This is a genomic window from Plantibacter sp. ME-Dv--P-122b (assembly GCF_030209375.1).
In the GTDB taxonomy this organism is placed as follows: domain Bacteria; phylum Actinomycetota; class Actinomycetes; order Actinomycetales; family Microbacteriaceae; genus Plantibacter.
Map to the genome: position 1 here is coordinate 26,170 of NZ_JARVSC010000007.1, position 14,555 is coordinate 40,724.

12 protein-coding genes are annotated in these 14,555 nt (G+C 68.7%); 9 read left to right on the plus strand and 3 right to left on the minus strand.

All coding sequences use genetic code 11. The annotated features are described in order from the left end of the window. Positions 1–77: 77 nt before the first annotated feature. Complete coding sequence (locus QRN19_RS14740) at positions 78–2,585, minus strand: DNA gyrase/topoisomerase IV subunit A (RefSeq protein ID WP_285027818.1); 2,508 nt, start codon at positions 2,583–2,585, stop codon at positions 78–80. 87 nt (positions 2,586–2,672) lie between these two features. Between QRN19_RS14740 and QRN19_RS14745 the strand changes: the two genes are divergently transcribed. Next, positions 2,673–3,815, plus strand: coding sequence for an alkaline phosphatase family protein (locus tag QRN19_RS14745; RefSeq protein WP_285027820.1), 1,143 nt, complete (start codon positions 2,673–2,675; stop codon positions 3,813–3,815). Between the two features lie 12 nt (positions 3,816–3,827). On the opposite strand, the gene sepH is transcribed toward QRN19_RS14745, so the two are convergent. Continuing rightward, complete coding sequence (sepH, locus tag QRN19_RS14750; protein WP_285027822.1) at positions 3,828–4,946, minus strand: septation protein SepH; 1,119 nt, start codon at positions 4,944–4,946, stop codon at positions 3,828–3,830. Positions 4,947–5,145: 199 nt separating this feature from the next. Here sepH and QRN19_RS14755 point away from each other — a divergent pair, with 199 nt between their 5' ends. Further along, complete coding sequence (locus QRN19_RS14755) at positions 5,146–5,439, plus strand: DUF4193 domain-containing protein (RefSeq protein ID WP_056005937.1); 294 nt, start codon at positions 5,146–5,148, stop codon at positions 5,437–5,439. Positions 5,440–5,526: 87 nt separating this feature from the next. Here the strand turns inward: QRN19_RS14755 and QRN19_RS14760 are convergent, their stop codons facing one another. Beyond that, the gene (locus QRN19_RS14760; protein ID WP_079705884.1) at positions 5,527–5,973 is read right to left on the minus strand and encodes a DUF3093 domain-containing protein; all 447 of its coding nucleotides are present in this window, start codon (positions 5,971–5,973) and stop codon (positions 5,527–5,529) included. Positions 5,974–6,011: 38 nt separating this feature from the next. On the opposite strand from QRN19_RS14760, the gene dut reads away from it, so the two are divergent. The 7 genes from dut to QRN19_RS14795 all read left to right on the plus strand — a co-directional run bounded on the left by dut (position 6,012) and on the right by QRN19_RS14795 (position 14,520). Next, positions 6,012–6,521, plus strand: coding sequence for a dUTP diphosphatase (dut, locus tag QRN19_RS14765; RefSeq protein WP_285027829.1), 510 nt, complete (start codon positions 6,012–6,014; stop codon positions 6,519–6,521). Then, positions 6,518–7,138: a DUF3710 domain-containing protein gene (locus QRN19_RS14770; protein ID WP_285027832.1), complete on the plus strand. Its 621-nt coding sequence runs from the start codon at positions 6,518–6,520 to the stop codon at positions 7,136–7,138. The genes dut and QRN19_RS14770 overlap by 4 nt, the downstream gene beginning before the upstream one ends. Positions 7,139–7,255: 117 nt before the next feature. Further along, positions 7,256–7,933: a DUF3159 domain-containing protein gene (locus QRN19_RS14775; RefSeq protein WP_285027833.1), complete on the plus strand. Its 678-nt coding sequence runs from the start codon at positions 7,256–7,258 to the stop codon at positions 7,931–7,933. Between the two features lie 246 nt (positions 7,934–8,179). Then, positions 8,180–10,999: an aconitate hydratase gene (locus QRN19_RS14780; RefSeq protein WP_285027836.1), complete on the plus strand. Its 2,820-nt coding sequence runs from the start codon at positions 8,180–8,182 to the stop codon at positions 10,997–10,999. A 143-nt stretch (positions 11,000–11,142) separates the two neighbouring features. Continuing rightward, the gene (dxs, locus tag QRN19_RS14785; protein WP_285027839.1) at positions 11,143–13,107 is read left to right on the plus strand and encodes a 1-deoxy-D-xylulose-5-phosphate synthase; all 1,965 of its coding nucleotides are present in this window, start codon (positions 11,143–11,145) and stop codon (positions 13,105–13,107) included. 55 nt (positions 13,108–13,162) lie between these two features. Beyond that, positions 13,163–13,546, plus strand: a complete 384-nt coding sequence (locus QRN19_RS14790; RefSeq protein WP_285027841.1) for a MerR family transcriptional regulator — start codon at positions 13,163–13,165, stop codon at positions 13,544–13,546. After that, positions 13,543–14,520, plus strand: a complete 978-nt coding sequence (locus tag QRN19_RS14795) for an aldo/keto reductase (RefSeq protein WP_285027843.1) — start codon at positions 13,543–13,545, stop codon at positions 14,518–14,520. The genes QRN19_RS14790 and QRN19_RS14795 overlap by 4 nt, the downstream gene beginning before the upstream one ends. Positions 14,521–14,555: the final 35 nt, after the last annotated feature.

Here is a 14,555-nt window from a genome sequence, read left to right on the forward strand (position 1 = left end):
CGCGGCGCAGGACCGACGACGAAGGCCCGGATCGAGCACTGCGCTCAGTCCGGGCCTTCGTCAGTGTGCAGCTCCGGTCAGGACGATTCGTCGCCCGCGGGCGCTTCGTCCGTCGCCGGTGCTGCCGGTGCGGTGATCGCGCCGCCGATGAACCCGACGGGGGCGTCGAGCGGCACCCCTGAGGCATCGCGCTTGGCTCCGACCTCCGGAAGCGTCCGTGGTGTCCCGTCCGTCCCGACGGCGTGTGCTGGAGCGGCACCGACCCACGCGACGGCCAGCTGGTCTTCGCCCTTCAGGAAGCGCTGTGACCGGACACCGCCGGTCGCGCGACCCTTGGCGGGGAACTCGGAGAACTCCGACACCTTGGCGCTCCCGGTGTCCGTTCCGGCGAGGGTCAGGGAGTTGGTCGCGACCGTCACGACGACGACGTCGTCGGTGGGGAGGACCGCCGTGAACGAGATGACCTTCGCACCGGCCGACAGGTTGATGCCGGCCATGCCACCAGCGGCTCGCCCCTGCGGACGGACGGACGTCGCGGCGAAGCGGAGCAGTTGCGCATCCGAGGCGACGAAGACGAGTTCCGCGTCGTCGCCGACCTGCGTCGCCCCGACGACGTGGTCGCGCGGCTTGAGCGTGATGACCTCGAAGTCCGGCTTGTTCGGCAGATCGCCCGGGATGACCCGCTTGACCACGCCCGTCTCGGTTCCGAGCACGATCGGCTGATCCGACGTCAGGGAGACGATCGCCAGCACCCGCTCATCGCGGTTCGGGAGCGAGAGGTACTCGCCCATCCGGACCCCGGCCGCGAGCTGGATCGAGGCAGCCGGCACCGCGGGGAGGTCGAGGGGCGTGAACCGGATGACACGGCCGAGGCTCGTGACCGCGCCGAGCTCGGTGCGACTCGTCGTCTCGACGACGCTCAGGATGGCGTCGTGCTTGCTCCGTCGGCCAGGTCTCGGCGCGGGCGCGTCCTGCTCGAGGTCGACGCGGAGCGCCCGTCCGGTCGCGCTCAGGTAGACGCGGCACGGGGTGTCGGCGAGCTCGAGCACCGGCGCGCTCTTGCCCCGGCCCGTCGTCGCGACGCTCGGCTTCGCGTTCGTCAGCATGGTCCGGCGCGGCGTGCCGAACTGTTCGGCCGCAGCGGCGAGCTCTGCGGAGACGGCGGCGCGGATGAGTCGTTGGCTCCCGAGCAACCGCTCGAGTTCGGCGATCTCCGCCAGCAGCTTGTCGCGCTCGGCCTCGAGCTCGATCCTCGAGAACTTGGTGAGTCGTCGGAGACGGAGTTCGAGGATGTACTCGGCCTGCAGCTGTGAGAGGTCGAAGACCTCGATGAGCCTGGCGCGGGCCTGTTCGGAGTCGTCGCTCGCGCGGATGACCTGGATGACCTCGTCGATGTCGAGGATGGCGATGAGGAGACCCTCCACGAGGTGGAGGCGTTCCTTGCGTCTCGCCAACCGGAACCGGCTCCGGCGCGTGACCACGCTGATGCGGTGGTCGACGTACACCTGCAGCAGTTCCCGGAGGCCGAGCGTCTGCGGGCCGCCGTCGACGAGTGCCACGTTGTTGATGCTGAAGGAGTCCTCGAGCGGCGTGTAGCGGTAGAGCTGTTCCAGGACGGCCTCGGGTGAGAAGCCGGTCTTGATCCCGATCACGAGGCGGAGCCCGTGCATGCGGTCCGTCAGGTCGGTGACGTCGGAGATGCCGTTGAGCTTCTTGGAGCCGACACCGTCCTTGATCTTCTCGATGATCTTCTCCGGACCGACCAGGTAGGGCAGTTCGGTGATGACCAGACCGGTCTTCCGCGCGGTGACCGGCTCGACGGAGACCTTCGCGCGGGTCTTGAAGGAGCCGCGACCGGTGGCGTAGGCGTCCTTGATGCCGTCCAGACCGACGATCGTGCCACCCGAGGGGAGGTCGGGACCCGGGACGAACTCCATGAGGTCCTCGAGGGTGGCCTGGGGATGCGCGATGAGGTGCCGTGCTGCACCGATCACCTCGACGAGGTTGTGCGGCGCCATGTTCGTCGCCATACCGACCGCGATGCCGCTGGCGCCGTTCACGAGGAGGTTCGGGAACGCGGCCGGGAGGACCTCGGGCTGCATGAACTGATTGTCGTAGTTCGGGACGAAGTCGACGACGTCCTCGTCGAGGTCAGCCGTCAGGGCGAGCGCGGCGGCGTCCAGCCGGGCCTCCGTGTACCGCGGCGCGGCGGGTCCGTCGTCGAGCGAGCCGAAGTTCCCATGCCCGTCGATGAGCGGGACGCGGAGCGTGAAGGGCTGTGCGAGGCGGACGAGTGCATCGTAGATCGCCGTGTCGCCGTGCGGGTGCAGCTTCCCCATCACTTCGCCGACGACGCGGGCCGACTTCACATGGCCACGATCGGGGCGCAGGCCCATCTCGGTCATCTGATAGAGGATGCGGCGCTGCACCGGCTTCAAGCCGTCGCGCGCGTCGGGGAGGGCGCGGGCGTAGATGACCGAATAGGCGTACTCCAGGAAGGAGGTCTGCATCTCCGACGAGACATCGATGTCCTCGATGCGCTCGCCACTGGTCTCCGTCGGCGGGGTCTGCTGTTGGCGGGTCATTCCGTGTCTCTGCTGAGGGGAGTCGAGCCGGTGCTCGGCGAGGATGGCGGGGCGTGGTCGTCAGCGCGGTGTGCGAGACTGAGCCCGATGACCACCATGCTACCGACGGTCGATCCGGAGTCACGCAGCCTTGCCGGTGTCCTCCCGGATTGCCTCGCATCCCTGACGGTGGGCGGTGGATCGCTGCCCCGAGCCGACCATGCCGTCGTCGTCCTCGTCGACGGCCTCGGCGCCGCGAACCTCCGTGGAGCAGCCGCCCACGCTCGGTTCCTCGCGCCGCGCCTCGGTCCGCGCTCCACCACGACGTCGGCGTTCCCGTCGACGACCGCGGCCGGGATCGCGACGCTGACCACCGGCTCGTTGCCGGGCCGGCACGGCCTCGTCAGCTACCGAGCACGGGACGTGGCGGGGGACCGGGTCGTGAACCAACTCAGCGGCTGGGACGCCGGCATGGTGCCCGAGACCTGGCAGCGCCTTCCGACCGTGTTCGAGCGAGCGAGAGCCGAGGGCGTCACCACGACGGTGATCGGTCAGGAGCGATACCGCAATTCGGGCTTCACCCGAGCCGTGCTCCGAGGGGCGGACTACCGGGCCGGACGCTCGATGGCGGACCGCCTCGACGCGGCCCGCGAGATCGTGTCCACGACCGCCGGCCCCACACTCAGCTACGTGTACGTCCCCGAGCTCGATCAGGCGGCGCACGAGTACGGGTGGGAGTCGGGCCGCTGGACGGCGCTCCTCGAGGAGCTCGACGGCGATCTCAAGCGGTGGTCGTCACGTTTGCCCGCGTCGACCGGCGCGCTCATCACCGCCGACCACGGGGTGATCGACGTCGCACAGCACCAGCACGTGCTCTTCGACCAGGTCCCCGAGCTGGTCGCCGGTGTCCGCCACATCGGCGGCGAGCCGCGATGCCTCCACCTCTATCTGGACGCCGACGCGGGTCAAGCGGATCGGGAGCGCCTGGCTGAGGCCTGGCGAGCCGGGGAGGGAGGCCGCGCCTGGATCGCGACACGCGAGCAGGCGATCGACCACGGCTGGTACGGCCAGGTCGACCTTGAGGTGCTGCCACGGATCGGCGACGTCATCGTCGCCGCCCGCAAGCGCATCGCCTACTACGACTCACGTCCCGCCGATCAGAGCGCAAGGGGCATGGTCGGACAGCACGGATCGCTCACCGACGACGAACGTCGGATACCGCTCCTCGGACTCGGTCGCTACGAGCCCTGAAGCCCTGACCGATCAGACCGGGTCGTCGTCGGACTTCGCACCGAACACGATCTCGTCCCAGGACGGCATCGACGCTCGGCCGCGGCGCGCCTTGGCCCCGGACGGCGTGCCGCCATCGGAGGACTCGGCATCGCCCGCGCGTCGCTGCTGCGCCGCCTCGAACTCACCGGTGTCGAACACCGCCAGCGGCGTCTGCTGATCCGGGACGGCGTGCGGCGTACTGGGGCGCTCGGCAGGTTCGGGTTCGCTGGGAGCGGCCTCCCGCTCGCCGCGGCGCTTGCGGAGCGCCTCGAGCAGGTCGGCGGTCTGGTTGTGCTGCTCGGGACTCGAGGCCTCGCGGTTGATCGCGGCCTGCGTCGCAGCCTTCGAGGAGGGTGCACGGCCGAAGCCCGTGTCAGCGGCGAACGGCAACGGCTCGATCGGACGCGTCTCGGCTGGACGGTCGGTCTCGGTCTGCTGCGGCGTCGACACGCGGTCCAGGGAGAACGCGCCGCTGTCGAAGCGCGAGGTGTCGGGGGAGTCGTCGGTGTCGACCGCCCGCAACCGGGGGATCAGCGCGGCCGGCAGGTCACCCTGACGCGAGAGGGTCGTGGCTTCACTCCCGATGGGCGTGAGGGCGAGCTTCTTCGGCTCGAACGCCCAGCGGGCGTCGTGGTCGACCTGGTCGGCCGTGAAGGACAGCTTGACGATCCAGCCGCCCTCGGGTTCCTTCCAGCTCGTCCACCGTTCGTCGGTCGCGCCGAGCTTCTCGAGTCGAGCCCGGATGACGTTCCCGAAGGTGGCCTCGATGTCGTCGGCCGACGTGTCGGTCGTCGGCAGGACGGCGACGCCGAGGGCGGTGCCGACGATGTGCTCGCGCTCCGCCATCACCGGACCCTCGAACCGCTGCACGTACTCCAGTGAGGCACCGGTGACCGCTGCGACGTCCTCGGCGGAGAGCCCGCTGCGGATGTGCGCCTGCACTTCCCGCGGGGAGATCTTGGTGTTCCCACCGATCGGCGCACCGGCCGGCTTCGCCCGCCGCAGGTGGACGTGGAACGAATCGTCGACGATGAGGCGGTATTCCTCCTCGTTCCGATCTGCAACGATCAGAGCGCCGAGCTCCGCTCCGACTACCTTCAATTCCTGCATGATGAATGCCTCTCAGCGTGCCACGTGATTGACCCACGTTCTCACGGATCACGGGCGTATTCGGGGAATACGCCGGGCGTGCCGTCAGTTGCACGGGAAGGTTCCGCACACCCTCCCGAACACGGTTTGCAATTCATGCGGAACTGATGCAAACTGTGCCCGCCGATTTTGTTCCGACGGCATCGAGAAGTGGATAGGCATGGCAACTGATTACGACGCTCCCCGCAAGACCGACGACGATTCCGAGTCGATCGAGGCCCTGAAGGAGCGCGTTCCAGACAAGCTGTCCGGAGTCGTCGACTCCGAAGACGCTGACAACCCGGGTGACTACAACCTGGGTGGATCCGACCTCTCCGACCTCGACCTCGACGTCGTCGTGCTCCCGCCCCAGGCGGACGAGTTCACCTGCATGGAGTGCTTCCTCGTGAAGCACCGCTCGCAGCTCGACCACGAGGGCAAGTTCGGCCCGATCTGCGCGGAGTGCGCAGCCTGACAGCACCGCCGCGCGAGCGGCACACAGAACCCCTCCGGATCACGATCCGGAGGGGTTCTGTCGTTGCGGCTTCGAGCGGTGACCGCCTCAGGCGTGCGTGCGCGCGGCGGCGATCGCATCCGCCAGGGCCTGCGGCCGACGGGACGACAGCAGCCAGTACGGCGTCGGGTCGGCGGGATCGACGATCTCCACCTTCACGAGGCTGTGCACCCACCCGCGGATCATGAGCCAGGCGCGTGCATCGAGCTTGGTGCGGAGCTGAGCGGTCGCGTCCGTCCCGGTGTACACCACGACCTCTCCGATGAACCCGAGCGGGATCGACGCCTTCCCGACCGAGAGACTCGACTCGGAGACCTGGATCCTCGGCGCCGTCCCGAAGGCCAGCGCGAGGCATCCGCCGTACAGCACCACCGCCCCGACGATCCCCGCCGCGAGTGAAACGGGTGCGAGGACGAGCATGGTCGCCGGCACCACGAGGGCGAGGGCGATGATGACCCAGGGGCTGGGCCAGAGGGTTTCACGGTACGGCTGCATGTCTGCCTTGTCTCAGAGAACTGCACTACCCTCGATTCGTGACCGAAAGCGTTGACGTACTCATTATCGCGCCGGATCTGCCCGGCTATGCACACCCCGGCGATGCGGGTGCGGATCTCGTGTCCGCCGAGCACGTCGTGCTCGAACCTGGTGAGCGCGCCCTCGTCGGCACCGGCGTCTCGATCGCCCTGCCCGACGGCCATGCGGCGTTCGTCGTCCCACGCAGTGGGCTCGCGGCGAAGCACGGCATCACCGTCGTCAACTCGCCGGGCACGGTCGACGCCGGGTATCGCGGCGAGATCAAGGTCACGCTCCTCAACACCGACCGCCACACCTCCTTCATCGTCGAGCCGGGCGACCGCATCGCCCAGCTCATCGTGATGCCGGTGTCCCGCGCCAACTTCATCCCGGTGGAGCGATTGCCAGGCAGTGCTCGAGGATCCGGAGGCTTCGGTTCGACCGGCGTCGGCTCGCTCGCCACGGCACCGGCCGCCACCGACCCGACCATCAGCACCGACGGTGCCGCGCAGACAGGAACCCTCGCATGAGCGAACTCGAAGACCTCCCAGACCTCGACCTCGGCGCGGAGCTGCCCGACGACGCGAAGTCCGCACCCGAGGACCGCGAGACCGCCGGCCCGTTCGACGAGAGCGAGGCGAACCCCGTCCGCCCCTACATCGACCTCGGTGGCGTCAAGGTGCTGCCTCGCGAAGGATTGAACCTCCGCCTCGAGGTGGAGGAGGCGACGAAGCGCGTCGTCGCGGTCGGCCTCGACTACGCCGGTTCCACCCTGCAGGTCCAGCCGTTCGCCGCCCCGCGGTCGACCGGCCTGTGGAACGAGACCCGCTCGCAGATCGCCGAACAGATCGCCCAGCAGGGCGGCACCGTGACCGAGCGTGAAGGCGAGTTCGGCCCGGAGCTCGTCGCCGAGGTGCCGACCGGTGGCGCGGCAGGCACCGAGGCGACCCACCTGGCACGCTTCATCGGTGTCGACGGTCCGCGCTGGTTCCTCCGTGGCGTCGTCGCGGGGGAGGGCGCGTCGAAGCCGGACGCCGCCGCGCTCGTGGACGACCTCTTCCGCAGCCTCGTCGTCGTCCGGGGCAACTCTCCCATGCCGCCGCGCGACCTCATCCCGCTGCGCATGCCGACGGCCACGAGCGCGTAGTCGATGACGGACGCACGAGAACCGCAGCCCCGCGGAGTCGACCCGGTCGATCACCGTGACGCGTCGAGTTCCCCTGATGCCACGGGTGATGCGGATCGGCAGCGGCTCGGTGAATCGATGTCCGCGGCGTTCGGTGCCGCCGCACGCAAGTCCGGTCTGGGCGTGATGGCCGAGGGCGACGCCCCCACCGGCAAGGCGTTGCTGCTCGCCATGGGCGGCGTGCGCGGCATCGTCGAAGCGATCCTGCCCGGACTCCTGTTCCTCGTCGTCTACACGCTGACCCTCGACCTGCTCCCGTCGATCATCGCTCCGGTCGCACTCGGGGTCCTGTTCTCCGTGGCACGCCTCGTGCAGCGGCAGCCGGTCACGCAGGCCGTCGGCGGCCTCCTCGGCATCGCACTCTCAGCAGCCCTGGCGCTGCTGTCCGGGCGCGCCGAGGACTTCTACGTCGTCGGGTTCTGGACCAACGGCGCCTACGCCGTGGCCCTCCTCGTCTCAGTGCTCGTCGGGTGGCCCGTCGTCGGACTCGTGGCCGGCTACCTCATGGGCAGCGGCACGAGCTGGCGCTCCCACCCCGGACAACGACGCGCCATGCGGTGGCTCACGCTGGTGTGGGTGGCCATGTTCGCCGCACGACTCCTCGTGCAGCTGCCCCTCTACTTCAGTGGGAACGTCGAACTCCTCGGCACGCTCCGGCTCCTCATGGGCATCCCGCTCTACGCGCCACTGCTCGTCCTCAGCTGGCTCGTCGTCCGCGCCGTGTTCCCGAAGGCGCCGCAGGCATCCACCGAGTGATCCGCCGAGAGCCCGGCCCGACGCGTCAGCGTGTCTCGGGCCGGGCTCTCGTCATGTCGGGAGGACCCGATCCTCGATGCTAGAATTGTCTCGACATCAAGATAGATGAGCGATGCCGAGATGACACGACGCGCCCCAGCCTGTAGTTAGGCAAGCCTTGCTAGCCGCGGAGCACCCGCCAGCAGCAAGATTGGTCGGAACGCACGTGAGTGAGCACTCGCCGCCGCCAACGAAGGAGAAGACGATATGTCCACCGTGAACAGCTTCGGGGCGAAAGACACCCTGACTGTCGGGACGACCGACTACGAGATCTATCGCATCGACACGGTGGAGGGTCACGAGAAGCTGCCGTTCAGCCTCAAGGTGCTCCTCGAGAACCTGCTGCGCACCGAGGACGGTGCCAACATCACCGAGGCACACATCCGCGCGATCGGCGACTGGGTTCCGACCGCGGACCCCGACACCGAGATCCAGTTCACCCCGGCTCGCGTCGTCATGCAGGATTTCACCGGAGTCCCGTGCATCGTCGACCTCGCCACCATGCGCGAAGCGGTCGAGGCGCTCGGCGGCTCCGCCGACAAGATCAACCCGCTCGCTCCGGCCGAGATGGTCATCGACCACTCCGTCATCGCCGACCTCTTCGGTAGCGAGAACGCGCTCGAGCGCAACGTCGAGCTCGAGTACGAGCGCAACGGCGAGCGGTACCAGTTCCTCCGCTGGGGCCAGACGGCGTTCGACGACTTCAAGGTCGTCCCGCCCGGAACCGGCATCGTGCACCAGGTCAACATCGAGTACCTCGCCCGCGTCACCATGACGCGCGAGGTCGGCGGCGTCCTGCGCGCCTACCCCGACACCTGTGTCGGCACCGACTCGCACACGACCATGGTCAACGGCCTGGGCGTGCTCGGCTGGGGCGTCGGCGGTATCGAGGCTGAGGCCGCCATGCTCGGCCAGCCCGTCTCGATGCTCATCCCGAAGGTCGTCGGCTTCAAGCTGAACGGCTCCATCCCGACGGGTGTCACGGCGACGGACGTCGTCCTCACCATCACCCAGATGCTCCGCAAGCACGGCGTCGTCGGCAAGTTCGTCGAGTTCTACGGAGCAGGCGTCGCCGAGGTGCCGCTCGCGAACCGCGCCACCATCGGCAACATGAGCCCCGAGTTCGGCTCGACGGCCGCCATGTTCCCGATCGACGACGTCACGCTCGACTACCTGCGCCTCACCGGTCGCAGCGACGAGCAGATCGCCCTGGTCGAGGCCTACGCCAAGACCCAGAAGCTGTGGCACGACGCCAACCAGGAGCCGGTCTTCAGCGAGTACCTCGAGCTCGACCTCGCCACCGTCGTCCCGTCGATCGCCGGCCCGAAGCGGCCACAGGACCGCATCGAACTGACCGACGCGAAGGCCCAGTTCGAGCGCGACCTCGTCGACTACGCCACGGTCGAGCACGACATCGTCGACCTCGTCGGCGCCGGCTCCTTCCCCGCCTCCGACCCGGCCGGCACCACGCCGCAGGACGAGGACGAGAACAACCACCACCACCACACGCACCGCAGCCACGCTCCGGCGTCCCTCTCGAAGCCGACCCAGGTCACCCTCGAGGAGAACGGGGTCGACTTCACCCTCGACCACGGTGCCGTCGCGATCGCCGCGATCACCTCGTGCACGAACACCTCGAACCCCTCGGTCATGCTGGCCGCAGGCCTCCTGGCCCGCAACGCCAGCAAGAAGGGCCTGAAGGCGAAGCCGTGGGTCAAGACCACGCTCGCTCCGGGTTCCAAGGTCGTCACCGACTACTACGCGAAGGCCGGTCTCACCGAGTACCTCGAGGACCTCGGCTTCTACACGGTCGGCTACGGCTGCACGACCTGCATCGGTAACTCCGGTCCGCTGCTCGACGAGATCTCGACCGCCGTCCAGGACAACGACCTCGCCGTCACCGCCGTCCTCTCGGGCAACCGCAACTTCGAGGGCCGGATCAACCCGGACGTCAAGATGAACTACCTGGCGAGCCCGCCGCTCGTCATCGCGTACGCCCTCGCAGGGTCGATGAACTTCGACTTCGAGGTCGATGCTCTGGGTGTCGACGCGGACGGCAACGACATCTTCCTGAAGGACATCTGGCCCGACGCGGCAGAGGTCCAGGACACGATCGACTCCTCCATCAACAAGGAGATGTTCGACCACGAGTACAGCGGCGTCTTCGACGGCGACGAGCGCTGGCGTTCGCTCCAGACCCCCGAGGGCTCGACCTTCGAGTGGGACGAGGAGTCGACGTACGTGCGGAAGCCCCCGTACTTCGATGGCATGACCATGGAGACGACCCCCGTCTCCGACATCGTCGGTGCCCGCGTCCTCGCGAAGCTCGGCGACTCGGTCACGACCGACCACATCAGCCCGGCCGGCAACATCAAGGCCGACTCGCCTGCGGGCCGGTACCTCGAGGAGCACGGCGTCGGTCGCAAGGACTACAACTCCTACGGCTCGCGCCGCGGCAACCACGAGGTCATGATCCGCGGCACGTTCGCGAACATCCGCCTGAAGAACCAGCTGCTCGACGGCGTGGAGGGCGGCTACACCCGTGACTTCACGCAGCCCGACGCACCGCAGTCCTTCATCTACGACGCGTCGCAGAACTACCAGGCCGAGGGAACCCCCCTCGTCATCTTCGGTGGCAAGGAGTACGGCTCCGGTTCCTCCCGCGACTGGGCGGCGAAGGGCACGAGCCTCCTCGGCGTCAAGGCGGTCATCACCGAGAGCTTCGAGCGCATCCACCGCTCGAACCTCATCGGCATGGGCGTCGTCCCGCTGCAGTTCCCGGAGGGCGAGAGCTGGGCCTCGCTCGGACTCGACGGCACGGAGATCGTGTCGATCGCCGGTCTCGAGGAGCTGAACAACGGCACCACGCCGAAGACGGTCCGCGTGAGCGCCGTCCCGAGCGAGCACTCGGCTCCCGGCAAGGAACCGGTCGAGTTCGACGCGGTCGTCCGCATCGACACGCCCGGTGAAGCCGACTACTACCGCAACGGCGGCATCCTGCAGTACGTGCTCCGCAGCCTCGTCTGACGACGAGGCTCTACCACCAGGCCGGTCCCGACAGCAACCGTCGGGGCCGGCCTGCGGCGTTCGCCGCCCACCCCGCCCACGACGCGTACACTCGAAAGACGGGCTCCGAGCGATCGGTCGGCCCACGGTGGAGGGACGACAGCATGACCGTGCTCGATCAGGTGAACGGACCCCGGGACCTCGACGGCCTCTCCGAGGCGGAACTCGTCGAACTCGCCGGCGACATCCGCGCCTTCCTCATCGCCAACGTCTCCAAGACCGGCGGACACCTCGGTCCGAACCTCGGCGTCGTCGAGCTCACGATCGCGATGCACCGGGTGTTCGACTCCCCGACGGATCCGATGGTGTTCGACACCGGTCACCAGTCCTACGTGCACAAGCTCCTGACCGGCCGTCAGGAGTTCTCCGGGCTCCGGACCCGGGGCGGTCTCGCCGGCTACCCGCAGCGTTCCGAGTCCGAGCACGACATCGTCGAGAGCTCGCACGCTTCGAGTTCGCTCAGCTGGGCGGACGGCATCTCCCGCGCCTTCCAGATGACCGGGCAGGACGAGCGCCATGTGGTCGCGGTCGTCGGCGACGGTGCGCTGACGGGTGGCATGACGTGGGAGGCGCTCAACAACATCAGCGATGACAACACCCGCCGGCTCGTCATCATCGTCAACGACAACGGTCGGTCGTACGCGCCGACCATCGGCGGTATGGCGCGGTTCCTGAGCGGCGTGCGGACCCGTCGGAGCTATCGCGACCTGCGCGAGCGCAGCCAGCGGGCCTTCAACCTCCTCGGCGGTCCGGGACGCGCGCTCTATCGCGGTGTCCGCGGGGGCGCGCACGGGTTCCTGTCGCGCCTCACGAACAACGAGGCGCTCTACTCCAACCTCGACATCAAGTACATCGGGCCGGTCGACGGACACGACATCCACGCGATGGAGGAGGCCCTGACCCAGGCGAAGCACTACGGCGCACCGGTGATCGTCCACGCGATCACCGAGAAGGGTCGTGGGTTCCAGCCGGCACGGGACGACGACGCCGATCAGTTCCATGCCGTCGGGGTGATCGATCCCGAGACCGGGGAGCCCGTCGGGGTAGCGGCCCGCCCGTCCTGGACGGCCGTGTTCAGCGAGGAGATGCTCGCGGTGGCCGAGGCCGACGACCGCGTCGTGGCCATCACGGCCGCCATGCTGCGACCGGTCGGGCTCCACGCCTTCGCCGAACGCTTCCCCGAGCGGGTGCACGACGTCGGCATCGCCGAGCAGCACGCCTTCACCTCGGCGGCCGGGCTCGCCTTCGGTGGACTGCACCCGGTGGTGGCCGTGTACGCGACGTTCGTGAACCGCGCCTTCGACCAACTGCTCATGGACGTCGCGCTGCACCGCGCGGGGGTCACGGTCGTCCTCGACCGCGCCGGCGTGACCGGCCCCGACGGACCGAGCCACCACGGCATCTGGGACCTCGCGATCCTGCAGGTCGTCCCGGGTATCCGGATCGCGGCACCGCGTGACGGTGAGCGGCTGCGCGAGGAACTGCGTGAGGCCGTGTCGATCGACGACGCCCCGACCGTCATCCGGTTCCCGAAGGGCAGCGCCCCCGCCGAGCTCGCGGCCGTCGAGCGTCTCCACGACGGTGTCGACGTCCTCCGGACGACCGAGCAGCCGGATGTCCTCATCGTCGCCGTCGGCCCGATGGCGCCCATCGCGATCGACGTGGCGGACCGGCTCGCCCAGCAGGGCATCGGCGCGACCGTCGTCGACCCCCGCTGGGTGGTCCCCGTCGCCGAATCGCTCGTCGAGCTCGCCGCGGCACATCGGCTCGTGATCACCATCGAGGACGGCATCCGCGTCGGAGGCATCGGCACCCGCATCAGGCAGACCCTCCGCGAGGCCGGTGTCGACACGGCCGTCGACGAACTCGGTGTGCCGGACGAGTTCATCGACCACGCGTCCCGCGAGCAGATCCTCGAGGATGCGGGGCTCACGGCTCAGCAGATCGCCCGGGATGTCGTCGCGCAAGTCCTCGGGAGTCGCATCCCGGTCGCCCGCCCACTGCCCGACGACCGCGTCGAGCAGGACACGTCTTCGGAGCGGAGCACGACGAGGCCGCACGGCGCCTGACCGCGGGCTGCGACGCGCTTGACTTCGAGTGCGCTCGAAGTCGTATCGTGTCGACATGACCACTCTCCACGAGGGCTACGCCATCTCCGACGTCGCCGAACAGACCGGACTGAGCGTCCACACGCTCCGGTACTACGAGCGCGCAGGGCTCATGCCACGTCCGATCGGTCGCAGCTCATCGACGCACCGCCGCTACAGCGAGGGCGACGTGTCCTGGGTCGTGTTCCTGACGAAGCTCCGAGCGACGGGCATGCCGATCGCGACGCTCCGTGAGTACACGGAGTTGGCTCAGCGCGGTGACGACACCGCCGAGGCGAGGCTCGAGCTGCTGCTCCGGCATCGGATCTCGTTCCTGGCCCGCCTCGAGGAGATGCAGCAGTCGCTGGAGGTCATCGATCGCAAGATCGAACTCTATACAGGACAGGTGGCAACACGATGAAGCACATCACACTCGGCACAGCCGGACCAGACATCGCCCGGATCGGCCTCGGCTGCATGGGGATGTCCGCGTTCTACACCGGTGCCGCCCTCGACGATGCGGCGTCGACCGCGACGATCCACCGTGCTCTGGATCTCGGCGTCACCTTCTTCGACACCGCTGAGATGTACGGTCCCTACCTCAACGAGGAACTGCTCGGAGCTGCACTCGGCTCACGCCGGGACGAGGTGACCCTGGCGACCAAGTTCGGGACGATCCGCAATTCCAGTGACGGACAGTTCGGCGCCGATGGCAGCGCCGCGAACGTGCGCCTGTCGATCGAGGGATCGCTGCGCCGGCTCGGGACCGACGTCGTGGACCTCTACTACCTCCACCGTGTGGATCCGGGCGTGCCCATCGAGGAGACGGTGGGTGCACTCTCGGAGCTCGTCACCGAGGGCAAGATCCGGTACATCGGTCTGTCGGAGGCCGCTCCCGACACGATCCGGCGAGCACACGCGGTGCACCCGATCACCGCGCTGCAGACGGAGTACTCGCTCTGGAGCCGCGACCCCGAGGCGGAGATCCTGCCGACCGTCCGCGACTTGGGCATCGGTTTCGTCCCCTACTCGCCGCTCGGTCGTGGGTTCCTCACCGGCACGATCCGATCACTCGACGTGCTCGACGAAACCGACTTCCGTCGCGCCAACCCGCGCTTCGCGGGGGACAACCTCGCTGCGAACATCGCGATCGTCGAGGAGGTCGACCGGATCGCCGCGTCGCTCGACGCGACACCGGCCCAGGTGGCGCTCGCCTGGTTGCTGGCCCAGGGTGACGACATCGCGCCGATCCCCGGCACGAAGCGGATCCCGTACCTCGAGGAGAACCTCGGCGCCGACGAGCTCTCCCTGTCGACCGACGCGCTCGCACGACTCGACGCGCTCCGCCTCCCGGCCGGCGACCGGTATCCGGACATGAGCACCGTCAACCGCTGAGCTGCGCAGGCGCTGAGAGCTGGCGTCCCCCGAGG

Excerpts from the sequence above, each read along its gene's own strand:
- QRN19_RS14740 (WP_285027818.1), bottom strand. The coding sequence starts at position 2,585 with ATGACCCGCCAACAGCAGACCCCGCCGACGGAGACCAGTGGCGAGCGC.
- QRN19_RS14745 (WP_285027820.1), top strand. The coding sequence starts at position 2,673 with ATGACCACCATGCTACCGACGGTCGATCCGGAGTCACGCAGCCTTGCC.
- sepH (WP_285027822.1), bottom strand. The coding sequence starts at position 4,946 with ATGCAGGAATTGAAGGTAGTCGGAGCGGAGCTCGGCGCTCTGATCGTT.
- QRN19_RS14755 (WP_056005937.1), top strand. The coding sequence starts at position 5,146 with ATGGCAACTGATTACGACGCTCCCCGCAAGACCGACGACGATTCCGAG.
- QRN19_RS14760 (WP_079705884.1), bottom strand. The coding sequence starts at position 5,973 with ATGCAGCCGTACCGTGAAACCCTCTGGCCCAGCCCCTGGGTCATCATC.
- QRN19_RS14770 (WP_285027832.1), top strand. The coding sequence starts at position 6,518 with ATGAGCGAACTCGAAGACCTCCCAGACCTCGACCTCGGCGCGGAGCTG.
- QRN19_RS14775 (WP_285027833.1), top strand. The coding sequence starts at position 7,256 with ATGTCCGCGGCGTTCGGTGCCGCCGCACGCAAGTCCGGTCTGGGCGTG.
- QRN19_RS14780 (WP_285027836.1), top strand. The coding sequence starts at position 8,180 with ATGTCCACCGTGAACAGCTTCGGGGCGAAAGACACCCTGACTGTCGGG.
- dxs (WP_285027839.1), top strand. The coding sequence starts at position 11,143 with ATGACCGTGCTCGATCAGGTGAACGGACCCCGGGACCTCGACGGCCTC.
- QRN19_RS14790 (WP_285027841.1), top strand. The coding sequence starts at position 13,163 with ATGACCACTCTCCACGAGGGCTACGCCATCTCCGACGTCGCCGAACAG.
- QRN19_RS14795 (WP_285027843.1), top strand. The coding sequence starts at position 13,543 with ATGAAGCACATCACACTCGGCACAGCCGGACCAGACATCGCCCGGATC.